The sequence below is a fragment of the Pseudooceanicola sp. DL12 genome (genome assembly GCF_056270665.1).
This window is the reverse complement of sequence record NZ_CM149884.1, coordinates 3,135,856-3,160,632: the sequence shown is the minus strand read 5'-3', so window position 1 is coordinate 3,160,632 and position 24,777 is coordinate 3,135,856. Positions and strand designations below refer to the sequence as shown.

23 protein-coding genes are annotated in these 24,777 nt (G+C 67.5%); 11 read left to right on the top strand and 12 right to left on the bottom strand.

Annotated features, from left to right (window positions below; all coding sequences use genetic code 11):
• Window positions 1–81: 81 nt before the first annotated feature.
• The 10 genes from AC0WR5_RS14735 (at window position 82) to urtE (ending at window position 12,353) form a co-directional block, all read left to right on the top strand.
• Window positions 82–489: a hypothetical protein gene (locus tag AC0WR5_RS14735; protein WP_475864209.1), complete on the top strand. Its 408-nt coding sequence runs from the start codon at window positions 82–84 to the stop codon at window positions 487–489.
• Window positions 490–1,041: 552 nt separating this feature from the next.
• Window positions 1,042–2,469, top strand: coding sequence for a circularly permuted type 2 ATP-grasp protein (locus AC0WR5_RS14730; RefSeq protein WP_475864208.1), 1,428 nt, complete (start codon window positions 1,042–1,044; stop codon window positions 2,467–2,469).
• Window positions 2,470–2,475: 6 nt separating this feature from the next.
• Window positions 2,476–3,420, top strand: a complete 945-nt coding sequence (locus AC0WR5_RS14725; RefSeq protein WP_475864207.1) for an alpha-E domain-containing protein — start codon at window positions 2,476–2,478, stop codon at window positions 3,418–3,420.
• Window positions 3,421–3,426: 6 nt separating this feature from the next.
• Window positions 3,427–4,230: a transglutaminase family protein gene (locus AC0WR5_RS14720; protein ID WP_475864206.1), complete on the top strand. Its 804-nt coding sequence runs from the start codon at window positions 3,427–3,429 to the stop codon at window positions 4,228–4,230.
• Window positions 4,231–4,303: 73 nt separating this feature from the next.
• On the top strand, window positions 4,304–5,044 hold the full coding sequence (locus tag AC0WR5_RS14715) for a proteasome-type protease (RefSeq protein WP_475864204.1): 741 nt from the start codon (window positions 4,304–4,306) through the stop codon (window positions 5,042–5,044).
• 767 nt (window positions 5,045–5,811) lie between these two features.
• Entirely contained in the window at window positions 5,812–7,095 is a 1,284-nt protein-coding gene (urtA, locus tag AC0WR5_RS14710; RefSeq protein WP_475864203.1) for an urea ABC transporter substrate-binding protein, read from the top strand.
• Window positions 7,096–7,337: 242 nt separating this feature from the next.
• Window positions 7,338–9,410 carry an urea ABC transporter permease subunit UrtB gene (gene urtB, locus AC0WR5_RS14705; protein WP_475864202.1) on the top strand — a complete coding sequence of 691 codons (2,073 nt, stop codon included), beginning with the start codon at window positions 7,338–7,340 and terminating at the stop codon, window positions 9,408–9,410.
• A gap of 262 nt (window positions 9,411–9,672) precedes the next feature.
• A complete protein-coding gene (gene urtC, locus AC0WR5_RS14700) occupies window positions 9,673–10,914 on the top strand; it encodes an urea ABC transporter permease subunit UrtC (protein ID WP_475864201.1) in 1,242 nt (413 codons plus the stop codon).
• Window positions 10,914–11,654, top strand: coding sequence for an urea ABC transporter ATP-binding protein UrtD (gene urtD / locus AC0WR5_RS14695; RefSeq protein ID WP_475864199.1), 741 nt, complete (start codon window positions 10,914–10,916; stop codon window positions 11,652–11,654). The genes urtC and urtD overlap by 1 nt, the downstream gene beginning before the upstream one ends.
• A gap of 3 nt (window positions 11,655–11,657) precedes the next feature.
• Entirely contained in the window at window positions 11,658–12,353 is a 696-nt protein-coding gene (gene urtE / locus AC0WR5_RS14690) for an urea ABC transporter ATP-binding subunit UrtE (RefSeq protein WP_475864197.1), read from the top strand.
• Between the two features lie 91 nt (window positions 12,354–12,444).
• Here the strand turns inward: urtE and AC0WR5_RS14685 are convergent, their stop codons facing one another.
• From AC0WR5_RS14685 to AC0WR5_RS14635, 11 genes are all read right to left on the bottom strand, one after another.
• The gene (locus AC0WR5_RS14685; RefSeq protein ID WP_475864196.1) at window positions 12,445–13,470 is read right to left on the bottom strand and encodes an FUSC family protein; all 1,026 of its coding nucleotides are present in this window, start codon (window positions 13,468–13,470) and stop codon (window positions 12,445–12,447) included.
• Window positions 13,471–13,574: 104 nt separating this feature from the next.
• Complete coding sequence (gene dtd / locus AC0WR5_RS14680; protein WP_475864194.1) at window positions 13,575–14,009, bottom strand: D-aminoacyl-tRNA deacylase; 435 nt, start codon at window positions 14,007–14,009, stop codon at window positions 13,575–13,577.
• 3 nt (window positions 14,010–14,012) lie between these two features.
• Window positions 14,013–14,705 carry a nitroreductase gene (locus AC0WR5_RS14675; protein ID WP_475864192.1) on the bottom strand — a complete coding sequence of 231 codons (693 nt, stop codon included), beginning with the start codon at window positions 14,703–14,705 and terminating at the stop codon, window positions 14,013–14,015.
• Between the two features lie 55 nt (window positions 14,706–14,760).
• The gene (locus AC0WR5_RS14670; RefSeq protein ID WP_475864191.1) at window positions 14,761–15,426 is read right to left on the bottom strand and encodes a glutathione S-transferase family protein; all 666 of its coding nucleotides are present in this window, start codon (window positions 15,424–15,426) and stop codon (window positions 14,761–14,763) included.
• 9 nt (window positions 15,427–15,435) lie between these two features.
• Window positions 15,436–16,548, bottom strand: a complete 1,113-nt coding sequence (locus AC0WR5_RS14665) for a TFIIB-type zinc finger domain-containing protein (RefSeq protein ID WP_475864189.1) — start codon at window positions 16,546–16,548, stop codon at window positions 15,436–15,438.
• Between the two features lie 26 nt (window positions 16,549–16,574).
• The gene (locus AC0WR5_RS14660) at window positions 16,575–17,720 is read right to left on the bottom strand and encodes an SPFH domain-containing protein (RefSeq protein WP_475864187.1); all 1,146 of its coding nucleotides are present in this window, start codon (window positions 17,718–17,720) and stop codon (window positions 16,575–16,577) included.
• Between the two features lie 28 nt (window positions 17,721–17,748).
• A complete protein-coding gene (locus AC0WR5_RS14655) occupies window positions 17,749–18,792 on the bottom strand; it encodes a DUF2927 domain-containing protein (protein WP_475864186.1) in 1,044 nt (347 codons plus the stop codon).
• Window positions 18,793–18,798: 6 nt separating this feature from the next.
• Complete coding sequence (locus AC0WR5_RS14650; protein WP_475864184.1) at window positions 18,799–20,001, bottom strand: toxic anion resistance protein; 1,203 nt, start codon at window positions 19,999–20,001, stop codon at window positions 18,799–18,801.
• Window positions 20,002–20,084: 83 nt separating this feature from the next.
• On the bottom strand, window positions 20,085–20,978 hold the full coding sequence (locus tag AC0WR5_RS14645) for a 5-bromo-4-chloroindolyl phosphate hydrolysis family protein (protein WP_475864183.1): 894 nt from the start codon (window positions 20,976–20,978) through the stop codon (window positions 20,085–20,087).
• 15 nt (window positions 20,979–20,993) lie between these two features.
• A complete protein-coding gene (locus tag AC0WR5_RS14640) occupies window positions 20,994–21,197 on the bottom strand; it encodes a hypothetical protein (protein WP_475864182.1) in 204 nt (67 codons plus the stop codon).
• Window positions 21,198–21,447: 250 nt separating this feature from the next.
• A complete protein-coding gene (locus tag AC0WR5_RS14635) occupies window positions 21,448–22,764 on the bottom strand; it encodes a pseudouridine synthase (RefSeq protein ID WP_475864180.1) in 1,317 nt (438 codons plus the stop codon).
• A 78-nt stretch (window positions 22,765–22,842) separates the two neighbouring features.
• On the opposite strand from AC0WR5_RS14635, the gene AC0WR5_RS14630 reads away from it, so the two are divergent.
• A complete protein-coding gene (locus AC0WR5_RS14630) occupies window positions 22,843–23,292 on the top strand; it encodes a nucleoside deaminase (protein ID WP_475864178.1) in 450 nt (149 codons plus the stop codon).
• Window positions 23,293–23,690: 398 nt separating this feature from the next.
• On the opposite strand, the gene AC0WR5_RS14625 is transcribed toward AC0WR5_RS14630, so the two are convergent.
• Entirely contained in the window at window positions 23,691–24,707 is a 1,017-nt protein-coding gene (locus AC0WR5_RS14625; protein ID WP_475864177.1) for a ribose-phosphate pyrophosphokinase, read from the bottom strand.
• Window positions 24,708–24,777 lie beyond the last annotated feature (70 nt).

Genomic DNA, 24,777 nt, shown 5'->3' with positions numbered 1-24,777 from the left:
TCTTCTGCGCCACCCTCGCGCGGGTCCGCAGAAGCCGGAACCGCGGGGTGCAACCGCCCCGCCGCCACCAGAACGGAGGGCATGGCCTTGTCGATCTTCAAATCCATTCTGCTGCTGTCCGCCCTTGGCGGTGCATCGGGCAGCGTCAGCCTTCCGTTGCCCGTTTCGGTGGCGTTCCGTCCGCCCGCGCCGGTACATGCGGCGCCGCTTGCCGCGGACCCGGCCGTCGCCCTGCCCCTGCCCCTGCTCGTGGCCGGTGCCCCGGGCTTCAGCCTGCGCCCCCGGCCGCGGCCCGACATCGGCTGGCCTTTCGTCATCGTGCCGCATCTGCCGCAGGGCGGGGGCGCCGCGTCCCTTGATCTCCTTCATCCGCGCGCACGTCCCGTGTCACAGCCCCCCGCGGTTCAGCCCGGCCTTCGGCCCGGGGGCGCGCCGGATCTGGCCCGCGAGGTGCTTGCCGCGCTCGCGGCCACCGCCCCCGGCCGCTAGGCGCTCACAGCGCGGCACGGCGCGGCGTGGAGCCGGGCGAACGTTGCCGTCTCATGGCGCAGCGCCGCCGCCCCCTGCAGCCACCCGGCCCGGGCCGGCATCGCTTCCCCGCGCCCCGTCGCGGCATGACCACTCCGGTAAGCACCCCTAAGCACCCCGCGATGCTTGCGCCATGGCGAGTCGCCGGTATACAGCGGGCACGGTAGGCGCGTATGGCTATGCAAGCCGGCAACTTGCGTGATAGCCTTGGGCAAGCCCTTGACGGATCGCGCGATTTTTCGTCGTCTCGGGCCAGCACCGTAACGGGCGGGGGGACAGCACCATTTCGACGACAGCCCAAATACCGGCCACGGCCGCATATTCCGGCACAACGTCCGGCGCCGTGAGCCCTCTCCGATCCGATTTCGGCTTTCGCAACAAAATTGGGCACTTGCCGTGCCCTGCGCGAGGTAATTCCGGTTCCGATGGCCGGGCGCCCTCGCATCCCGTCATGCGCTCTGCAACGATCCGGACACGGCGCGCCGCAGGGAAATTCCAGGTCCGAGGGTGGAGATGACCGAAAGCAGGTTTTTTGATGAAATGGCAGAGCATGGCGGGACCCCGAGGTCTCCCTACGAGGGTTATGCCGAATGGTTTTCCGGTGAGGATCCGAAGACGCTCCTGAAGAAATCGGCCGAGGCCGAGACCTTCTTCCGGCGGATCGGCATCACCTTCAACGTCTATGGCCAGAAAGAGGCCGACGAGCGGCTGATCCCCTTCGACATCGTGCCGCGGATCATCTCGGCGGCGGAATGGCGTCAGCTTGAAAAGGGCATCGAGCAGCGGGTTCGCGCGCTCAACGCCTTCCTCGGTGACATCTACAACCGCCAGGAGATCCTCAAGGCCGGTGTCCTGCCCGAGCATATCATCACGCAGAACGACGCCTTCCTGCCGCAGATGATCGGCATGACGCCTCCGGGCGGGGTCTATACCCATATCGTCGGCACCGACCTCGTGCGCACCGGCGAAAACGAATTCTACGTCCTCGAAGACAACGCGCGCACGCCCTCCGGCGTCTCCTACATGCTGGAGAACCGCGAGACGATGATCCAGATGTTCCCCGAGCTCTTCACCAAGATGAAGGTGCGCCCGGTCTCCTCCTATCCGGCCGAGCTGCGCCGCTCGCTTTCCGAATGCGCGCCGCCGAACTTCGACGGGACGAAACCGCGCGTGGCCGTGCTCACGCCGGGCATCCACAACTCGGCCTTCTTCGAACACAGCTTCCTGGCCGACCAGATGGGCGCCGAGCTGGTCGAGGCCTCCGACCTGCGGGTGGTCGACGGCAAGGTCAACATGCGCACCACGCGCGGCTACAAGCCGCTCGACGTGATCTATCGCCGGGTCGACGACGAATATCTCGATCCGCTCACCTTCAATCCCGACAGCCTGCTGGGCGTGCCGGGCATCATGGACGTCTACCGCGCCGGCAACATCACCATCGCCAATGCGCCGGGCACCGGGATCGCCGACGACAAGGCGCTCTATTCCTACATGCCCGACATCGTGAAGTTCTACACCGGCGAAAAGGCCATCCTGCAGAACGTGCCCACCTGGCGCTGTTCCGAGGAGGACAGCCTCGCCTATGTGCTCGATCACCTGGCAGAGCTGGTGGTGAAGGAGGTGCATGGCTCCGGCGGCTACGGCATGCTGGTGGGCCCGGCCGCCTCGAAGAAGGAGCTTGCCGCCTTCGAGGCCAAGCTGCGCGCCAAGCCCGACAATTACGTGGCACAGCCCACGCTGGCACTCTCGACCGTGCCGATCATGACCAAGAAGGGCCTCGCGCCGCGCCACGTCGACCTGCGGCCCTACGTGCTGGTCTCGCCGGGGCGGGTGCACATCACGCCCGGCGGCCTGACCCGCGTTGCCCTCAAGGAGGGCTCGCTGGTGGTGAACTCGTCGCAGGGCGGCGGCACGAAAGATACCTGGGTTCTGGGGGACTGAACGAACATGCTAGGACGGACGGCCGGCGGGCTCTTCTGGATGTTCCGCTATCTCGAGCGGAGCGAGAATATTGCGCGGCTGCTGGAAACCGGGTTCAGGATCGCCCTGACCGGTACCCAGCATTCCAGCGAAAGCGAATGGGAGTCGATCGTGACCACCGCGGGTGCGCGGCAGGCCTTTCTCGACAAGTACGACACCTTCGATCAGCCCAGCGTGACGAACTACCTGCTGCGCGACCGCGACAATCCCTCCTCGGTGATGTCGTGCATCGAGGCGGCGCGGTCGAACGCGCGGATGGTGCGCACGGCGCTCTCCTCCGAGGTCTGGGAGGCCACCAACGAGGCCTGGATGACCCTCAAGGAGGATCTCAAGCGCCCGGTCTCGGTCAAGAACCTGGCAGAGGTGCTGACCTCGGTGCGCCAGCATTCCAGCCTGGTGCGCGGGGCGCTGCACGGCACCATGCTGCGCAACGACATCTTCGATTTCGCGCGTCTCGGCACCTTCATCGAACGGGCCGACAACACCTCCCGGATCCTCGACGTGAAATACTACGTCCTGCTGCCCTCGGCCGCCTACGTGGGCAGCTCGATGGACAACATGCAGTGGGAGACGATCCTGCGCTCGGTCTCGGCCTTCCGGTCCTACCGCTGGCTGAACGAGGGCGAGATCAACCCGATGTCGATCGCCGACTTCCTGATCCTCGACAAGCGGATGCCGCGCTCTCTGGCCTTCTGCCATTCCAAGATCGTCGGCAATCTCTCCTATCTCAATCACGGCGCGGATCCCGAGCTGCCCTGCCTGACGCAGGCCAGCCACATCCACGCGCGCCTGTCCGGCCGCAACATCGATTCGGTGTTCGAGGAGGGGCTGCACGAGTTCCTGAAGAGCGCGATCTCGGACTCGGCGCAGCTGGCCAATCAGATCCAGGAAGATTTCCGGTTTTACGGGTAAGTGACGATGCGGCTGAAAATCACCCACCAGACAACCTATCGCTATGACCGCCCGGTGCATTACGCGCTGCTGCAGCTGCGGCTGACCCCGCGCAGCGGCGCCGGTCAGCAGGTGCTCTCCTGGCAGGGCAGCCTCTCCGGCGCCACCTCCCAGGTCACCTACGCGGATCACTTCCGCAACATGACCGAGCTGGTCGAAATGGACGAAGGGGCAAGCGAGCTCACCATCCTGTCCCAGGGCGAGGTCGAGGTGGAAAACCTCAACGGGGTCGTCGGGCCGGGCATCGGCCTGGCGCCGCTCTGGCTGTTCCGTCGCGCCACCCCGGCCACCGTGGCCGGCCCCGGAGTGCGCAAGATCGCGGGCCTTGTGAAAAAGGCCACCGAGGCCAATGCCCTCGACGGCATGCATCAGCTGATGGCGGCCGTGGCCGAGGCGGTGACCTATACCAAGGGCACCACCCATTCCGCCACCACCGCCGAGGAAGCCGCCACCGAGGGGCAGGGGGTCTGCCAGGACCAGGCCCAGGTGATGATCGCCGCCGCGCGCCATCTCGGGCTGCCGGCGCGCTATGTCTCGGGCTATCTCCTGCTCGAGGGCCAGACCGATCAGGACGCCGGCCATGGCTGGTGCGAGGTCTGGCTCGAGGGTCTCGGCTGGGTTGCCTTCGACGTCTCGAACGCGATCTGTCCGGATGACCGCTATGTCCGAGTGGCGCTGGGCCGCGACTATGCCGAGGCCGCCCCGGTGCACGGGATGCGGCAGGGCGACGCGCAAGAAGAGCTTTGCGTTTCGTTGCAAGTTCAGCAATAGACAACGCCGGCCCCGTAGACTCGTCGCACAGACGTCCTTTACTTGGGGCAGAGGCCAGGCGGAGCGCTGACAGATGACCTATTGCGTAGGGATGCAGCTCGATCGGGGGATCGTGTTCATGTCCGACACCCGGACCAATTCGGGCGTCGACAACATTTCCACGTTCCGCAAGATGTTCCACTTCGAGGTGCCCGGCGAGCGCTGCATCACCATGATGACCGCCGGCAACCTCGCCACCACCCAGGCCGTCGTCTCGCTCCTGCAGGAGCGCGGCAAGAGCCCCGAGGAACGCAGCCCCGACATCGAGCGCATGCCCTCGATGTTTCAGGTGGCACGCCTCGTGGGCCAGACCCTGCGCGAGGTCATCGCCACCCATGACGACAACGGCCAGCGCGCCTCCTCGACGTTCAATGCCACCATCCTGCTCGGGGGGCAGATCAAGGACGGCGAACCGCGCCTTTACCTGATCTATCCCGAGGGCAACTTCATCGAGGCCTCCTCCGACACGCCCTTCTTCCAGATTGGCGAGACGAAATACGGCCGCCCGATCCTGATCCGCGCCTACGAGGCCGACATGAGCTTCGAAGAGGCGATGAAACTGCTGCTCGTTTCCTTCGACAGCACCATCAAGGCCAACCTCTCGGTGGCCCTGCCGCTCGATTTCCACGTCTACAGCCGCGATACGCAGCGCCTGGGCATCGTCGGCCGGATCGAGGCCGACGACACCTATTTCCAGGATGTCTCCAACGGCTGGGGCGGCGCCCTCAAGGAGGCCTTCGCGGCCCTGCCGGGCTACAGCTTCCCCGAAAAGTGACTGCCAGGGGGCGCTGCCCTCCCGCCGTTCTCCCGCCGCTGCTCTGCGGGGGCTGCCTTTCCTCGCCGATCCCTGCGCCGCCGGGCGCCCGCAGGACCTGATCGCCGTCAGCGCCTCCGCGCCGCGGCTTTTTGCGCCGGGCACCAACCGGGAGTGTTCCCACGGCGGCCTTGTCGTCCCGGCCCCGGCGCCCGAGGCGGCCACCGGCCCTTTGCTGCACGCGCTGATGCAGGCCCATGTGCTCGCCCCGCTCGGCCCGCTCGGTCTTGCCGAAACCTGCGGTCTCGACGCCGCAGAGATCCTCGCACCGGTCATCCACGCCCTTGCCGGCGATGCGATGGAACAGGGCGCGCGCCCGTGCCCGGAATTGTGCTCCCAACGCCCAAGATTCGCCCAAAGCGCGAGTTGACGTGGCGTCCTGTCACGGAAACGTCGCAGGACTCAACGTAAAGGTGATCATTTTGCGAGCATTAACCGCGATGCATGCCGCCAATGCGGGCAGAGCCGGCCAAAACGGCCCGGTCCCCCCCGGCGGCATCGCACTTCTGTAGGTTTTCTCGCGGCCGCGTTTTTCAATCACGGCACGCGCCCGGAGTGGCGCAGATAGGGAACGTGCGGTGGCATCCAATCTGGCGGTTCGGTCACCACCGCACGAATGCAACTGTAAAGCTGCCTGGGGACATTTGGGGAGGACGCATGTTTTTTCAATGCATGATCGAATTGCGCCCGGTTTCCCTCGCGGCAGGTATGAAGGGATACACCATCCAATGTCGCACTTTCTGAAGACGATGCTCGGCTCTGCCGCAGGTTCGCTGCTGCTCGCCGGCACCGCCGTCGCACAGGACGACACCATCAAGGTCGGCGTGCTGCACTCGCTCTCCGGCACGATGGCGATTTCGGAGACCACTCTGAAAGACACCGTCGAGATGCTCGTCGACGAACAGAACGCCAAGGGCGGGATCAACGGCAAGATGCTCGAGGCCGTCGTGGTAGACCCGGCCTCCGACTGGCCGCTCTTCGCCGAAAAGGCCCGCGAGCTGCTCACCGTCAACGACGTGGACGTGATCTTCGGCTGCTGGACTTCGGTGTCCCGCAAATCCGTGCTGCCCGTCCTCGAGGAATTGAACGGCCTGCTCTTCTACCCCGTGCAATACGAGGGCGAGGAAAGCTCCTACAACGTCTTCTACACCGGCGCCGCGCCGAACCAGCAGGCGATCCCGGCCGTCGATTACTTCCTCGACGAGCTCGGCGTGGAGAAGTTCGCGCTGCTCGGCACCGACTACGTCTATCCCCGCACGACGAACAACATCCTCGAGGCCTACCTGGAATCCAAGGGCATCGCCGCCGACGACATCTTCGTCAACTACACGCCCTTCGGTCACTCCGACTGGTCGACCATCGTGTCCGACGTCGTGGGCCTCGGCGCCGACGGCAAGAAGGTGGGCGTGGTCTCCACCATCAACGGAGACGCCAACATCGGCTTCTACAAGGAGTTGGCCGCCCAGGGCATCTCTGCCGATGACATCCCCGTCGTCGCCTTCTCCGTGGGCGAGGAAGAGCTCTCCGGCCTCGACACCTCCAACCTCGTCGGGCACCTGGCCGCCTGGAACTACTTCCAGTCCGCCGACACCCCCGCGAACGAGGAATTCGTCGCAGCCTGGAAGGAGCGCATGGGCGAGGACCGCGTGACCAACGACCCGATGGAAGCCACCTACATCGGCTTCAACATGTGGGTGAACGCGGTCGAAGAGGCCGGCACCACCGACGTCGACACCGTGATCAAGACCATGGTCGGCCAGGAGTTCCCGAACCTCACCGGCGGCACCGCCGTCATGGGCGCCAACCACCACCTGTCCAAGCCGGTGCTGATCGGCGAGATCATGGAGGACGGCCAGTTCGACATCATCTCCGAGACCGACCCCGTGCCGGGCGATGCCTGGACGGATTACCTGCCGGAATCCGCCGTGCTCAAGTCCGACTGGATCGAGCTCGACTGCGGCATGTACAACACCACCACCGAGACCTGCGTCCAGCGCGAGTCCAACTACTGATCTCCCGCTCAGGGACAGGCCCGGTCTCTCTCGGTTCCGGGCCTCGTCCAGCCTCCGGGCGGGGCGGCGATGACCTCCTCCCTTTCGTCGCCGCCCCGTTCGCGGGTCTTGCGCCGTGCGGCCCAAGGTCCCTCCCAAGCTCCCGCCCAGGCTCCCACCCGGTTTCACGTCGCATTTCCCGTTCAATTTCCCGCCTGACCCGCGCTGATCCGATTATGCCTTTCCTCCGACTGCAGGTTCTTATGATCCAACGCAATTTTCCGGTGTCCGCCGCCGCGCGCCCCCGTGCCCTGCCGCCCATCGCTGCCCTGGCACTCATGGCCCTGCTCGCGCTCGGGCTGGCCCTCGCCGCGCCCCGGGCCCATGCTCAGGCCCAGCAGAGCCCGCAGGACGGCACGACTGCCGCGCCGGGCACCGCGCCCGCCACCGGCATCCAGGCCATCCTGCAGGACAACGCCGCGCTGATCCTGGAGAGTTCGCGCCGCACCATCCAGCCCGCGATCGACGCCATTGCCGCCTCCGGCCTCGACGTCACGCCCGAAATTCTTACGAGTTGGGGGGATCGCGATCTCTGGTACGACGAGGCCACCGGGGCCTTCTACCGCGTCACCCGTGACGACGACCGCCGCTATCACCTCTTCGATCTCGACACCGGAGAAGAGGTTGCCCTGCGTGAAGATGACCAGGGCCTCGAGCAGCTGCGGCCCAATTCCGGCATCCGCGGGCTGATCAACTCGGCCCTGGCACAGTTCCAGCTCACCGCCTCCGATCCGGCCCTGCGCATCGACGCCCTCGATGCCATCGCCCGCAACGGCGACGCCTCGCATCTGGCGCCGCTCGCGGCCTCCATCGAGAACGAGCCCGATCCCGCCATCAAGGCGCGCAAGGAACGGCTCCTGACCCTGCTCACCATCTCCTATGCCGAGGACAAGGCGGCCCGCATCGCCGCCATCGAGAGCGTCGCCGGCGATCTTTCCGTCGATGTCCGCGCCACGCTCAACCCGCTGGTTGCCACCACCCGCCATGTCGGCACCGAACTGCCCGCCAATGCCAATATCGCGGCCCGGCTGAAACCCGGCTCCGAGGCGCTTCCGCGCGAGGCGGCCTATGACCTGCTGGTCTCCGAGGGCATGGCCCCGCCTCGCCTCACCCCCACGGATGCCCGCAACAGCCTCGCCGCCAATATCGTCGACGGCCAGGTGGGCGGCGTGCCGCTCGCCGATCTCTCCTCGCCCGAAGCCCGCATCGCGGCTTACGAAAATCTCGTGCAGGCCGGCCTTGCCCCCGCCGCCTCCACCGAGGACGAGGTCGATGCGGCGCTGGCGGCCCATGTCTTCTACGACACCTACGCCGAGCGGGACCCCGACATCACCGAGGCCGCCAACGACACCCTCGGCGCCATCGGCTTCAAGGTCGGCCTCTACCAGGTCTTCGATCTCTCGCTGGATGCCATGTCGCTGGCCTCGATCTACTTCCTCGCCGCCATCGGCCTCGCCATCACCTTCGGCGTCATGGGGGTGATCAACATGGCCCACGGCGAATTCATCATGATGGGCGCCTATACCGGCTACACGCTCCAGCAGATCATCCCCGATTACACGCTGTCGCTGATCGCCGCGATCCCCTGCGCCTTCGCCGTCACCTTCATCGCCGGGGTGGTGCTGGAACGGCTGGTGATCCGCTATCTCTATTCCCGCCCTCTGGAAACGCTGCTGGCCACCTTCGGCATCTCCATCGCGCTGCAGCAGCTGGCCAAGAACATCTTCGGCACCCAGGCCCGCCCGCTTACCGCGCCGCCCTGGCTCGACGGCGCCTGGGTGCTGAACGACGTCGTCGGCATCTCCTACATCCGCATCGCCATCTTCGTGCTGGCGGCGATCTTCCTGGCGCTTTTCCTCTTCATCATGAAGAAGACCCGCCTCGGCCTCGAAACCCGCGCCGTCACCCAGAACCCGAAAATGGCCGCCTCCATGGGCATCAACCCCGAGCGGGTGAACATGCTCACCTTCGGCCTGGGTTCCGGCATCGCCGGCATCGCCGGCGTCGCCATCGGCCTCTACGCCCAGGTCACCTCCGAGATCGGCCAGGAATACATCGTCCAGAGCTTCATGACCGTGGTTGTGGGCGGTGTCGGCAATATCTGGGGCACGCTGCTGGGGGCCACGATGATCGGCTTCCTGCAAAAGGGGATCGAATTCTTCAACCCGTCGAATACACTGGCGGCACAGACCTACATGATCATCTTCATCATCATTTTCATTCAGTTCCGGCCCCGTGGCATTATCGCCCTCAAGGGCCGGGCCGCAGGAGATTAAGCCATGATTACACGTGGACACCCCGCAAACCTCGACCGCCCTCCGCTGCCCGTCGTCCAGGGCGGCCGCCCCGCGCCGCGCAGCGAGGACGAGACCGAGCGCCGCGACGAATAGCCTTCATCTTTCCCGAAATACGGCGGGGGAGGCAGCCGCAGGCTGACGGGGGCAGCGCCCCCAACCACCTCCGCCGCATCGCATGCCGCCCGATCCCAAGACCCGAGACCGCAGACCAAACCCACCGCACGCTTCCGCAGGACAGGACATGAGCCAGAGCCCGAACCGCAGCTTCATCGCCCGGAATCCCTCGATCCTGGTGTTTCTCGCCTGCCTGGCGGTCTTCACCCTCGCCATCACCCTGATGTCCGAGGCCACCGGCGCCGGCATGATCTCCACCTCCTTCGTCAAGACCCTGGGCAAGACGCTCTGCCTCTGCCTGATCGCCGTCTCGATGGATCTGGTCTGGGGCTATTGCGGCATTCTCTCGCTTGGCCACTTCGCGTTCTTCGGCCTCGGCGGCTACATGGTCGGCATGTGGCTGATGTATGCCCGGACCGAGATCATCATCACCAATTCCATGGCCTCCGCCGCCATTCCGCCCACCCCGCAAGAGCTGATCGACGGCATCGGCGGGCAGATCTTCGGCGTCGTGGGCTCGTCCGATTTCCCGCCGATCTGGGCCTTTGCCCATTCCTTCCCGCTGCAGATGTCGCTGGTGCTGATCGTGCCGGGGCTGCTGGCGCTGGTCTTCGGCTGGCTCGCCTTCCGTAGCCGCGTCACCGGCGTCTACCTCTCGATCCTGACCCAGGCGATGACGCTGGCGCTCTCGCTCTACCTCTTCCAGAACGAGGCCGGGCTGCGCGGCAACAACGGCCTCTCGGGCCTGCAGAACCTGCCCGGCGTCGGCGCCAGCCAGGATTTCATCGCCATCTGGTTCTTCTGGGCCTCGGCCCTGGCCCTGGCGGTGGGCTACATCCTCTGCGCCTGGGTGGTCTCGGGCAAGTTCGGCTCGGTGGTGCGCGGCATCCGCGACGACGAGGCCCGGGTGCGCTTCCTGGGCTATTCGGTCGAGGGCTACAAGCTCTTCGTCTTCACCTTCTCGGCGCTGATCGCCGCCATCGCGGGCGCGCTCTACTACCCGCAGGCGGGCATCATCAACCCCGGCGAAATGGCCCCCGTGGCCTCGATCTACCTCGCCGTCTGGGTCGCCATCGGCGGCCGCGGCCGGCTCTACGGCGCGGTGCTGGGGGCGGGGCTCGTCTCTCTGATCTCGACGTATTTCACCGGCGGTCAGGCCCCCTCGATCAACCTCGGCTTCTACACCATCGACTGGGTCGACTGGTGGCAGGTGCTGCTGGGGCTCAGCTTCGTGCTGGTCACGCTCTTCGCACCGAAGGGGATCGGCGGGCTCTTCGACTACTTCGGCCACCATGTCGCGCCCGACCGGCACGGCGCCAATTACGGCCCCGACAAGGGCAGCCTGCGCGAAGGGGAGGGCCAGGACTGATGTCATCGCTTCTCGAAGTCTCCGGCGTCTCCGTCACCTTCGACGGCTTCCGCGCCATCAACAACCTGTCGTTCGAGATCGGCCCGGCCGAGCTGCGCGCGATCATCGGCCCCAATGGCGCCGGCAAGACCACCTTCATGGACATCGTCACCGGCAAGACCCGCCCCGACGAGGGCAAGGTGATCTGGGGCGAGCTGTCGCGCAACCTGCTGAAGATGTCCGAGGCCCGCATCGCCCAGGCCGGCGTGGGGAGGAAATTCCAGCGTCCCACCGTCTTCGAGGATCAGTCGGTCTATGACAACCTGCTGATGTCGCTGAAAAATCCGCGCGGCTCCTTTGCCTGCCTCTTCTATCGCGCGAATATTCCCGACCGCGAGCGTGTCGAGGCGCTCGCCGAGGAGGTGGGCCTCGCCGACCAGCTGCCGCGCAAGTCGGGCGAGCTCAGCCATGGTCAGAAACAATGGCTCGAGATCGGCATGCTGCTGGCGCAGGAGCCGCGCCTGCTGCTGGTGGACGAGCCCGCCGCGGGCATGACCCTGGCCGAGCGCGAACATACCACCGACCTGCTGAAGGAGGCGGCCAAGACCCGCGCCGTGGTGGTGGTGGAACACGACATGGAATTCGTCCGCCGCCTCGACTGCAAGGTCACCGTGCTGCACGAGGGCTCGGTGCTGGCCGAGGGCTCGCTCGACCATGTCACCGCCGACCCGCGGGTCATCGAAGTTTATCTGGGGCGCTGAGACATGCTGGAAGTGGAAGGACTTACGCTGCACTACGGCCAGAGTCAGATCCTCAACGGGATCGACCTCGTTGCCGAGACCGGGCAGGTGACCTGCATCATGGGCACCAATGGCGTGGGCAAGACCTCGCTGCTCAAGGCGATCTCGGGCACCCACCCGCGCTCGGGCGGCACCATGCGCCTCGACGGCGAGGATCTGGGCAAGCTGCCTGCGCATATGCTGGCGCAGAAGGGCATCGGCTACGTGCCCCAGGGTCGGATGATCTTTCCGCTGCTGACGGTGCAGGAGAACATGGAGACCGCCTATGCCTGCCTGCCGCGGTCCGAGCATTTCATCCCGGACGAGATCTACGAGCTGTTCCCGATCCTGAAGGAGTTCCTGCACCGGCGCGGCGGCGACCTGTCGGGCGGGCAGCAACAGCAGCTCGCCATCGCGCGGGCGATGCTCACCAAGCCCAAGCTGCTGCTGCTGGATGAACCCACCGAGGGGATCCAGCCCAACATCATCCAGCAGATCGGCCGGGTGATCGAATACCTGCGCGACCGAGGCGACATGGCGATCATCCTGGTCGAACAATACTTCGAGTTCGCCTATGGCCTGGCCGACCGTTTCTACGTGATGCGCCGCGGCGCGGTCACCGCCTCGGGCACCAAGGCCGACATCACCAAGGATGCGCTCATGGCCGAGGTCTCGGTCTGAGCGCATGGGCAAGAAGGGGGCTCTGCCCCCATCGCGCGCTGCGCGATTCCCCCGCCGTATTTGGAGAAAGATGAAAGAGGGGAGGCGCGCCTCAGAGATCCTGTTCCGAGCCGGGCTTTGGCCAGAGCACCCAGACAACCCAGGCCACGGCGATGGTCACCGCACAGCCGAGCAGCGTGGCATAGACCCGGTCGATGGCATTCTGCTCGACCGTGCCGCTGGCCATGCTGATCATCAGCACCAATGCGGCGGTGATCAGCGCGATGAAATAGCGGAACTCCTGCCCGTTCACCGTGGCCGCCCCCATGGCGGCAATCACGAAGAGGACATAGAGCGACAGGTGCCCGGGCGGCAGCAGGGCCACCGCCACCGTCGCCACCACGGCGCCCAGCAGGGTGAAGAGCCCCCGTCGCACCAGCATCTGCCGGGTGGTCAGGTAGTCGGGGCGCAGCACGAAGATCGCCACCATGGGCGCCCAGTAGCCGTGCTTGACCTCGGCCCAGTCCGCCACCCACCAGCAGATCCAGACCGCCAGCGCCGCGGTCAGCCCCAGGCGCAGTGCCTGAAGCGGCCCGACATGGGTGATGTCCCGGGCCGGGTCGTGGTGCTCGCGCCGGGGCGCGCCATGCAACCGGCGCCAGAGATAGGGCAGTTCCAGGCAGGCCGCCATGTAGCCCGCCGCCAGCAGGATCGCCCCCGCGGTCTGCCAGGGCGCTGCGATCCGGTCGCCCAGGTAGGTGCCGATGCCGAAGAAGATGAAGCTCTGCACCCCCAGCCACCACAGCCCCTTGTGGGCCAGGTTCAGGGTGCCGACCAGGGCGGCGATCACCACCATGCCCACCGGCGCCAGCGTCACATCGCCCCAGAGCGTCACCTGCGCCGCATAGCAGCCCGCGACAAGGCCCAGCGACTTGCCCAGCAGGTCGATCGCCACGATCGGCAGGCGCCGCCCGCCCAGGATCCAGTTCGCGCCGGTCGAGGTGGCAAAGGCCGCCCCCGTCACCGACAGCGACAGCGCCACCGGCAGGTCCGCCAGGCCCACCACCACGATGAGCAGCCCCGTCAGCGCAAGGCCCACCACCACCGCCGTTGTCCAGTTCAGCTCGCTGACCTTCATCGCCGCTCCATCATTCCTTCCACCTGACCTAGCGGAACGGCCGGCAATGTCACGCCGGCTCCTTCATCTGGCCGTAAATATCCCCGCCGGAGGCTCCCGGCCCCTCAGCTCTCGATCCAGATGGTGATGGGTCCGTCATTGGTCAGGCTCACCTTCATGTCGGCACCGAATTCGCCGGTTTCCACGGGAATGATCCCGCCCAGTGTCCGTGCGAAGAGCTCGTAGAGCGTGCGGCCCTCCTCGGGGCGGGCGGCGGCGGAAAACCCGGGGCGGTTGCCGCGGCTGGTGTCGGCGGCCAGGGTGAACTGGCTCACCACGAGCGCGCTGCCGCCCACGTCCTGCACCGAGAGGTTCATCTTGCCGGCCTCGTCCTCGAAGATCCGCATCTTCGCGATCCGCGCCGCCAGTTTCTCGGCCTGGGCCTCGGTATCGCCCTGCATCGCACAGACCAAGATCATCATCCCCGGCCCGCATTGCCCGATCACCGCTCCGTCCACGCGCACCTGCGCCTCGGTCACCCGTTGCACCAAAGCTCTCATCTCTCAGCCTTTCATCGTCAGTATTTCATCCAGCGGCGCCCGCCCCGCGCGGAAGGCATTGGCCGGATGTGTCCGGTCGGGCCGCCCCAGGGCAATGCCGCAGAGCACCGCACGCCCCTCGGCAATGGCGAAATGCCGGCGGATCAGCGGGCTGAAGCCGGCCACCGCACCCTGGGCACATGTGGCCACGCCCCGCGCCTCGGCCGCCAGGCAGAGCGCCATCAGGAAGGCGCCGCAATCCAGCGCTCCATAGGCGCCAAAGCTCTCCGGCGCGGTCAGGATCACCGCATGGGGCGCGCCGAACAGCCGGAAGTTCTCCATCGCCTGTTTCGCCGAGGCCACCCGGTCGCCCTTCTTCACCCCCACCGCATCGTAGAGCTGCCAGCCCACCTCGCGGCGGCGCGCCTTCTGCGCCTCGCTATAGCCATGGGGAAAGGGGAAATCGCTGCCCATATCGCTGCCGCTCCCGGCGGCCTCGAGCAGCGCGGCGCGAAACCGGTCGGTCTCCGCGCCGCGGGTCACGATCACTTCCCAGGGCTGGGTGTTCGACCAGCTGGGCGCCAGCGCCGCCTCGGCCACGATCTCGCGCAGCAGCGCCTCGTCGAGCGGCTCGGGCAGGAAGGCACGGCAGGAAAACCGCCGCGCCAGCAGGTCGTGCAGGGTCTCGCTCCTGCTCTCTGTCTCTCGCGTGCTCATCTCGTCCCCCGGTTTCGCCGCAGCATGGCGGTGAAGCGGGGCAGGGGCAAGCGGGTCATTTGCCGTAGCGATAGGCGCCCTTGTCCAGCGCGGCGCGATAGGCCGGCCGCGCCCGGATCGCCTTCAGCCAGGCGGCAATGGCCGGTGTCGGCCCGCCGGGCATGGCGCGGTCCGCCGCGGCCTCGACCACGAAGGACATCATGATATCCGCCGCCGAGAGGCGATCCCCGGCGAAATAGCCGTCGCGGCCCAGTTCGGCCTCCCAATAGGCCAGGTGATCGGCCAGCTGCGGATCCACCTGCGTTTCCAGCGCCGTCTGGCTGATCTTGCGGGCCACCGGCCGGATCAGCCCCGGCACCCGGGCGGGCAGCAGCGAGAACATCAGCTTCTGCAGCAGCAGCGGCATGGCCGAGCCTTCCGCGTAATGCATCCAGAAGGCATGGCGCCAGCGGTCGGTGCCCTCGGCATCGGGGCCGAAAGTGCCCTCGCCGCCATGGGTCTCGATCAGGTATTCGACGATGGCGCCGCTCTCGGCCAGGGTGAAATCGCCCTCCTGCAGCACCGGCGACTTGCCCAGGGGATGCACCGCCTTCAGGGCCTTCGGCGCCCGCATGTCGGCCCCGCGTTCATAGAGCTTGATCTCGTAGTCGAGGCCCAGCTCCTCCATCAGCCACAGGATCCGCTGTGCGCGGCTGTCGTTCAGATAGTGGATCGTCAGCATTTCTGCCCCCTATTGTTGCCCGCCGATCAGCAGGATCAGCCCCAGCACCACCAGCGCCGCCAGAACCGCCAGCGCGATCTTGCCCTTCGACCAGGGCCGCTCGCCCTGAACCCGGCCGGTGCGGCCGTTGATGACAAAGCGATAGCTCTCGCCGCGATAGCGATAGGCCGCCATCCAGACCGGCAGCAGCACGTGCTTGAAGGTCACGTCGCTCAGCTCGGTTTCCACAGCGTGGACCTGCTGGCGGTCGCCGCCTATGTCGAACCTCACGTCACGTTCGATCACCCGGTCCATCTTTGCCCGCGCAACGCCCATGCCGTCCTCCAGCGGCACCTGGTAGGCCTCGGCGCGGAACCCGGCCAGGTATTCCGGCGCATAGGGCCGCATCTCGGCCAGGTCCCAGGGCTCCAGCCCGTCGGTATAGCGCTGCGGCAGCGCCTTTGACGCCAGCACCAGCGTATCGTCGAAGAACCGCTGCACCTGGCCCGCCACCGGGGTCCAGTGCACCCGGGCCACCTGCACCGTCTCGGGCCGCCCGTCGCGCATCACTGTCCGCGTCTCGTAATAGACGATGCCGCGCGCCCCGGAATAGCGGCTGCGGGTCTGGGCGTCGAAGGTCCAGTAAGGGACATAGATCCCCTCCATCTTCCGCCCCTTGCGCGCATATTGCTTCAGCCCGTTCGGCGCGAACCACAGCCGGCCGAGCCAGTCCGTCATGGCCCTGTGCGCCTCTTCCTCGGTCAGGGCAAAGGGCAGCACCCCGCGCGGCTTGATCCGCCGCTCGACGCCCGTGCCCACCACCACCGGCGTGGCGCAAAACGGGCAGTCCATCGCGTGATCGCTGCCCTGGAATTCCACCTCGGCGCCGCAGTTCGGGCAATGGGCCAGCCGCGCCTCCACCATCTCGGCCTCGGGCAGCCGGGCCTCGAGGGCGGCGCGGAAATCAAGCTCGCGGATCGAGGCGCCCCAGGGCCCCGGCGGCGCCATCTCCTCCACGTGACCGCAGTAGTCACAGATCATCTCGCCCGTGGCAGGGGAAAACCGGTAATCTGCCCCGCACTGGGGGCAGGGAAAATGGTGCTGGCCCCCATCCATCGGGCCATCCTTCGTGCCATCCTTCATGCCCGATCAGCCCCGTTCAGGCCCGCTCATGCCCCGGGCACCCCCGGCGGCGGGGGCGGCGGCGGCATCACGGTGAACAGCTGCGCCAGCTCGGTCACCTCGCCGGCCTTCAGCCATCCGTCCTGCCCCGGCGTCCAGACCCAGCTGTCGCGGTTCAGGGTCCCCTCGGTCACCATCCGGCCCAGCCGCGCGCGGCTGAAGGGCCCGCTCGTCTGCCCCTCCACCGCGATGTGCCAGACCTTGTCGGCGGGCGGCGGCGGCGGGGTCACGGGGGCCGCCTCGGCGGCGGCGGCAGAGGCGGCGGCAGAGGAGGGCCCCCAGGGCCCCTTCATCATCTGCTGCGCCATCGACAGCCCCATCCCGGCGCCCAGGCCCGCGCCCATGGCACCGCCCGCCGGCGCCGTCGCGGCCTCGCGCATCGCCTCGGCGGCGGTGAATTTCGTGTAGCGCTCCAGGTCGCCCGCGATCCCCGCGCTCGTCCGGGTATCGAGCACCTTCTCCACCGCCTCGGGCAGCGAGATGTTCTCGATATAGAGCTCCGGCATCTCGAGGCCGTATTCCGTCACCGTCGGCGCGATCTCCCGGCCCACGATCTTGCCCAGCTCGGCGGTGTTCGCGGCCATGTCCAGCACCGGGATGCCGCTCTTGGCCACCACCCGGCTGAATTCCTGCACGATGATGTTGCGGATCTGGTCGCTGATCTCGTCCATGGTGAATTCGCCATCGGTGCCGACGATCTCGGTCAGGAACTTCGCCGCATCGCCCACCCGCACCGCATAGGTGCCAAAGGCCCGCAGGCGCACCGGCCCGAATTCCGGATCCCGGCAGATGATCGGGTTGCGGGTGCCCCATTTCAGATCGGCGAACCGCCGCGTCGAGATGAAGTAGATCTCGCTCTTGAAGGGGCTCTGGAACCCGTGGTCCCAATGCTGCAGCGTCGTCAGCACCGGCATGTTGTTGGTTTCCAGCAGGTACATCCCCGGCGTGAACACATCGGCCAGCTTGCCCTCGTGCACGAAGACGGCCACCTGGCCCTCGCGCACCGTCAGCTTGGCGCCGTACTTGATCTCGTGGCCGTATCGTTCGAACCGCCAGACCATCGTGTCGCGGGTGTCGTCCGTCCATTCGATGACATCGATGAACTCGCCTTTCAGGAAATCCAGAATTCCCATGGCGCTACTCCTTCTTGCCGGGCATCCCTCAGCCGGGGGTGTCGCCCATCAGTTCCGCCGCGATCTGCCAGATGACCGGCCGCGCCTCCTCGACGCGCATACCGGGCTGCAGCCTCCGATCATACAGGATCGACAGCAATTTTTCGTCATGATCCGTCAACAGGGCAAACTCGTCGTCGTCGTTGAAGATCGAGGGCCGCGCCTCGGGGTCGTCGTTGCGCAGGCCCAGGCCCTGCGCCAGCTCCTCGTGCACGCAGGCCATCCGGGTCAGCGCCGGCTCCTCGGCGCGGATCAGCGCCACCGCGCTGGCATAGGTATCGGCGCTGCCGGGGCCGGCAAATCCCATCACCAGGCAATGCACCGTGTCGGGCAGGTGGGTCAGGGTGCTGCGCGCCGACAGGCTCAGCCCCGGCAGCAGCACCTCCAGCCGCTTCAGCAGCACCGCGTTGTCGTCGATGCCCATGACCATGACGTGGAAATTGGCGGCGGCGGGGCTCGTGGCCATGCTCACCGGATGCCCGCTCACCCGCGCCAGCCGCGCGGCATAGCCGGCCACCACGCGGGTCTGTTCCTCGCGCATCGTCTTCGGCACCGAGGGGCCGAAATCCATGCCAAAGGCCACCGGCACAACCCAGCGGCGCAGGCTGCCGGAGGATTGCGCACCGGGCAGCATCGCCCCGCCGGGCATCAGCTCGTCGTAAAAGGCGATCCGCTCGAAGTTCCGCGCCAGGTCCTCGGCGTCATAGGGGGTATCGGGCCCGCCGCCGTCGCGCCGCATCAGCCCCTGCGCCACCAGGTCGCGCTCGACCTCCTCGAAATGCCGGCTCAGCCGCTCGCTGCGTGCCGAGGGCTCCGGGGCGGGCTGGGCCGCCGGGGGCACCGGGCGCAGGCTGGTCTCCGGCGGCCCGTGCCGGTCGAGCATCGCGCAGGCGGTCAGCGCCGCCGTCGCCCCGATCAGCAACAGGGCGCGAGGCACAATATGGGGCAGGGCGGGGGCGCGCAGCCTGCCGGCGCCCGGCGCCTGCCGTCCCGCCTGTCCGCCGCTCGCATGGTCCGCCAGCCCCGCCCGCATCGCCCGTCAGCCCTTCTTCGGAACCGCGCCGGTGGTCTCGGGCGCAAGGCCCGTCTTGTGCGCCTTGGCGGCGGCCAGCGTGTCGCGCAGGTCTGCTTCCATCTGGCGCAGGTCCTTCTCGGCGGCGGCGCGGCGGATCTTGCCGGCATCGGCAATGGCAAGGCTCTCCTCGATGGTGCCGATCAGGTCCTCGTTGGCCTTCTTCACCGCCTCGATGTCGAAGACCCCGCGTTCGACCTCCTCGCGGATCTTCGCGTTGTTCATGCGCAGGTTCTCGGCATTGCTGGTCAGCAGCTCGTTGGTCAGGTTGTTGGCCTCGTGCACCGCCTGCGCCGCCTCGCCGCTGCGCCGGATGGTGATCGCCTGGGCCAGCTGGCTTTCCCAGAGCGGCACGGTATTGACCAGGGTCGAGTTGATCTTGGTCACCAGGCTCTTGTCGTTCTCCTGCACCAGGCGGATCGAGGGCAGCGACTGCATCGTCACCTGCCGCGTCAGCTTCAGGTCGTGCACCCGGCGGTCCAGGTCGTCGCGGGCGGCGCGCAGGTCGCGCAGCTCCTGCGCCTTCATCACCTGCGCCTCCGGGTCGGCGGCCTGCACCGCGGCCTCCAGCGCCGGGATCTCGTGCTCGTCCAGCTCGGCCAGCTTCAGCGTGCCGGCGGCGATATAGAGCGCCAGCTCGTCATAGAAATCCAGCGTCTTCTCATAGAGCAGGTCCAGCGCCTTGATGTCCTTCAGCAGCTGGTGCTCATGGCGCAGCAGCTGGTCGGTGATCATGTCGATCTGGCCCTGCACCTCCTCGAACTTCGCGGTGAACTTGGCAAAGGGCGCGGCCTTGCCGGTGATCTTCTCCCACAGGCTCTTCTTCCGCCGCACGTCCAGCTCGCTGACCGAGAAGCCGCGCAGGGTGGTGACGATCTCGCGCAGGCTGTCGCCGGCCGGGCCGATGTCCTTGTTGCGCACGTCCGAGAGCATCGACTGGCTGATCTGCTGCAACTCGCCCTGGGCGCGGGCGCCAAAGCCCACGATCGAGCCGCTGTCGCCCATGTCGATCTCCGCCTTGCGGCGCTGCACTTCCTCGCTCATCGCGCCGCCCATGGTGGCGGTATCGGCGCTCACCTCGGCCGGTGCCGGCTCCGGCAGCTCAAGCGAGGTCACCTCCTCCACGGTCTTCTGGGCTTCGCTGGCCTTGGTTCGAACGTCGTCGGACATGTCGTTTTCCTGTAAAGTTGGCGTTCTGCGGCGGCACCCCGGTGCCGCCTCCTGATCCCGGGGGCGCCGCGGCGCGCCCGTCTCTAGTCCCGCGCCTGCGCGCGCATCATGTCCTCGGGCTGCACGCCTTCCCGGCGCAGCCGGTCTCGCAGCACGTCGATCTCGATACTCATATCCGTGGCGTCATCCTGTAACATCTTTTCGGTCTTCGCCGCGAAATTCTCCTGCAGATCGCGCAGCAGCGCCTCGTATTGCCCGCGCGCCCCGGGGTTGTGGGTGTGCCGGTAATGCTCGGCAAACTTCTCCGAGGCCTCCCGCGCCCCCGTCAGGTAGACGCCCAGGTACTTGCGCGCCTGGGTCAGGTCGCGCGGATCCTCCTCGACCCGGGCGATCATCTGCCGCGCCGTGTCCTCGAATTCGGCCACCCGATGCACCAGAACGCGGTCGTTCAGCCCCGCGATCGCCCGCGCCATGGCGCTCAGCTCCTCCTCGGCGCGTTCCACCACCTGCGCCACGCGGTCCTGCTGGTACTGGTCCAGCCCCTCGGCCGTGGCGCGGTTGCGCAGCGGATCGGGGCCAAAGGCCGCCAGGTGCAGGATCCAGCCGATCACGCCGTAGATTGCCGCGCCGGCGGCACCGGTGTCATGGGCCATGGCCGCCATCGCCGTGCCCAGCCCGAGCAGCACCCCGGCCAGGATCTTGCGCGGCAGGGCGGGCCGGCGCGCCAGCTTGCGCGACAGGAACGCCTGTTCCGCCCGCAGCCCCTCGCGGGTCAGATGCGCCGCCCCGAGCCAGGCCGCCGCGCCGCCGATCCCCCAGGCCAGCACCACCGGCCCCGACCAGAGCGTCGTCAGGAACAGCACCAGTGCCGGGATATAGAGCAGGTTCACCCGCGCGCCGCCGGGCTCCACCTTCGGGCCGCGCCCGCGGGCCGGGCCCGAACCCGGGCTGTACCTGCCGCCAAAGCGTTCTGCCATGCTCCGGGCCTCCGCCTATCCTGCCGCCATGAGACCCGAGCCGACGCCGAACATCACCACCAGAAGCAGCACATAGGCGACTTTCTGCAGGGCGCCGGGACGGCGATAGGCGGGCAGGGTCTCGGAACGGGCGGTCTCGCGGCTCAGCGCCGCCGCCAGGCTCGTCGCCACGGCGGTCACCACGGCGAGGATCAGAAGGATCAGGGCTATTCGGGCCATTCTCTGCGCCTCCGGGCGCCAGTCATCTGCGTGTCGGGTCTGAATTCGGGTCTTCCTACATCTAGGAGCCCGCATGCCCTCTGACCAGTGTGCTCTGGACGAATGGACGCGAATGGCGCGCAATGGCCTCGCCTGCCGCCCGGGGGCGACAGGCCCGGCGCGCCCGCGCCTTCATCTTTCCCCAAATACGGTTTCTCGTAACGGTTCAGCCCCGCACCCCGAGGGGCAGGGCGGCAGGGCGGCAGGGCGGCTACGTCCGCCCCCGCGGCTTGCCGGAGGGGCCGCCCCGGCCCGAAGGTTTCCCCGAAGGCTTGCCCGAAGAGCTGCCCTGGGGCCTTCCCTGGGGCCTTCCCTGCGGTTTGCCCGCCGGCCGGCCCCCGGGCTTCCCGCCCGGCTTGCCGGAGCGCCCGTCCGCGCCCCGCGCCTCGGCCTTGCCGTCGCCTCGGCCCAGGGCCTTCCCCGAGGCGCCCGAGGCCCCGGCGCGGACGCCCTTGCCGGTAAAGACGGTGCCCTGCCAGCCGCCCGTGCTGCTGCCAGAGCTCTTGCCAGACCCGTGGCCAGACCCGTGGCCCGATCCATGACCAGACCCACGATCAGATCCGGAGGGCTTGCCCTTCCGCGCGATCGGCCTGGCCACGATGTCGTCGGGCCTGGGCTTCGGCGGCCGCGACTTGCGCACCACCTTCTTCTTCGCCACCGCCTCGCCCTCGCCGGCATCGTCCTCAAGGCCAAGCTGGTCGCGCATCACCCGGCGGCGCACCTCTTCCACCTCGCCCTCCTTCAGGCTGCCCAGCTGGAAGGGGCCATAGCTCACCCGGATCAGCCGGTTCACCACCAGGCCGATGCTCTCCATGGCGCGGCGGATTTCGCGGTTGCGGCCCTCGCGCAGGCCCACCGTCAGCCAGGCATTGGCGCCCTGCTGCCGGTCCAGGGTCACCATCATCGGCTGGAAGGTCTCGCGGTCGATCACCACGCCCTCGCGCAGCGGCTCCAGCATCTCGTCGCTGGGGTTGCCCTTCACCCGCACCCGGTACTTGCGCATCCAGCCGGTCGCCGGCAGCTCCAGCTGCCGCTTGATCCCGCCGTCATTGGTCAGCAGCAGCAGGCCTTCCGAATTCAGGTCGAGCCGCCCGACGGACATCACCCGCGGCAGGTCCTCCGGCAGCTTGTCGAAAATCGTCTCGCGGCCCTTCTCGTCGCTCGTCGTCGTCACCAGGCCCGCGGGCTTGTGATAGAGCCACAGCCGCGCCGGCTCCGGCGCGCCCACCGGCTTGCCGTCCACGGTGATCCGCGCGCCCGCGGTCACGTTCAGCGCCGGGCTGTCGATCACCACGCCGTTCACGGCCACCCGGCCGGCCTCGATCAACCGCTCGGCCTCGCGGCGGCTGGCCACGCCGGCGCGTGCCAGAACCTTGGCGATGCGGTCGCCCGGCATCACCTCACCGTCGCCGGCCCCCTGCAGCGGCTTGCCGGAGGGTTTGCCGGCAGGCTTGCCCGGGCCCTTGCGGGCCGGTTTCGAGGGGCCCTTGGCGGGCGCATTGGAACGGGGCGGGTTTTTCTGTGTCATGTCCCGGCTCTAGCGCGGATCGCGCAGCCGGGGAAGGATCATCTTGCACCGGATGCCCCGTCGGGGCACAGAAGATCCATGCGCTTCACCTCCCAGATGTCCCTCGCCCTCGAAGAGGCCCGTGCCGCCGCCGCCCGCGGCGAGGTGCCCGTGGGCGCCGTGGTGATCGACCCGCAGGGCCGGGTGGTGGGCCGCGCCGGCAACCGCACGCGCGAACTTTGCGATCCTTCGGCCCATGCCGAGGTGCTGGCCATCCGCCAGGCCTGCGCCGCCGCCGGCAGCGAGCGCCTGCCCGGTCACAGCCTCTATGTCACGCTGGAGCCATGCCCGGCCTGCGCCGCGGTGATCTCGGCGGCACGCATCGCCCGGCTCTACTACGGCGCGGCAGATCCGAAATCCGGCGGCGTGGCCCAGGGCCCGCGCATCTTCACCCACCCCCAGGCGCACCACGTGCCCGAGGTCTACGACGGCATCGCCGCCCCCGAGGCCGAGGCGCTGCTGAAGGATTTCTTCGCCGCCCGCCGCTGAGCCGCCCGCGCCACCGCCCGGGCTCCTTGCTCGGGCCTCCCCATTCGGGCTTCCGCCCAACGCCTCCTCAGCGCCTTCCCCCAAGGAACCTCCTCGCGGGGCCCCTTCATCTTTCTGAAAATACGGCCGCCGGAGGCTCCCGTCCTTGGGGCGCATGCCTCCGTCGGCCGCTCTCGCACAGCCTTCGGCCCACCCTCCCGGTCCGGTCCCTTCCGGACAGCACAAAGGGGCCCGCAGGCCCCCTTTGTTAACCATTTCTCCGCGCGATTTCGCACCGACGCAATACCGACGCGATACCGACGTAATACCGACGTTGGAATTGGCCGAAATCAGGGGGGTAATAATATTCCATTTCAGGAATGCCGACGCCCTCCCGATGGCCCTATCCGGCCCGGTTCTCAGGGCCGGAAGTAACCTTCGTAAATCGGCTCGAGCGTGCCGGTCTCGAAGAGCGACGACACCGAGGTGCCATTCCAGATGTTCAGGATCGCCTGGGCGAACATCGGCGCCGTCGGCAGCATCCGGATGCGCTCGCAGGCCTCTACGGCGGGGGTGGCCGCGATCGAGTCGGTGATCACCAGGTTCTTCAGGGCAGAGGAATCGATGCGCCCCACCGCGGGCCCCGAGAGCACCCCGTGAGAGATATAGGCATGAACCTCGGTCGCGCCGGAATTCATCAACAGATCCGCGGCCTTGCAGAGCGTGCCGGCGGTGTCGCACATGTCGTCGACCATGATGCAGATCTTGTTGCTGACGTCGCCGATCACGGTCATCTCGGCCACTTCGCCGGGCTTTTCGCGGCGCTTGTCGACGATCGACAGCGGCGCGTTGATGCGCTTGGCCAGCTCGCGGGCGCGGGCCACGCCGCCCACGTCGGGAGAGACGACCATCACGTCCTGCAGCCGGTCCTTGAACTGCTGCCGGATGTCCATGGCAAAGATCGGGCTGGCATAGAGGTTGTCGACGGGGATGTCGAAGAAGCCCTGGATCTGCGCGGCATGCAGGTCCATGGTCAGCACCCGCTCCACGCCGGCCTCGACCAGCATGTTGGCCACCAGCTTGGCACTGATCGGCGTCCGCGCCTTGGTCCGCCGGTCCTGCCGGGCATAGCCGAAATAGGGCATGACGGCGGTGATCCGCGAGGCCGAGGAGCGGCGCAGCGCATCGACCATGATCAGCAGTTCCATCAGGTTGTCGTTGGCGGGGTTCGAGGTGGGCTGGATCACGAACATGTCCTCGCCCCGAACGTTTTCAAAGACTTCCACGAAGATCTCGCCGTCGTTGAAGCGCTCGACGCGGGCCTCGACGAGGCCCACGTTCATGCCGCGATGCATCGACATGCGGCGTGCGATGGCCGTGGCAAGCGGCATGTTTGCATTGCCCGCGATCAGCTTGGGCTCAATGATATTCGGCATTTCGGTCTCTCCGGGTGGCAGCTGGGAGTCGCTCAACAGGGTGGCTCTGGGATGACAGATTCGTGACGTT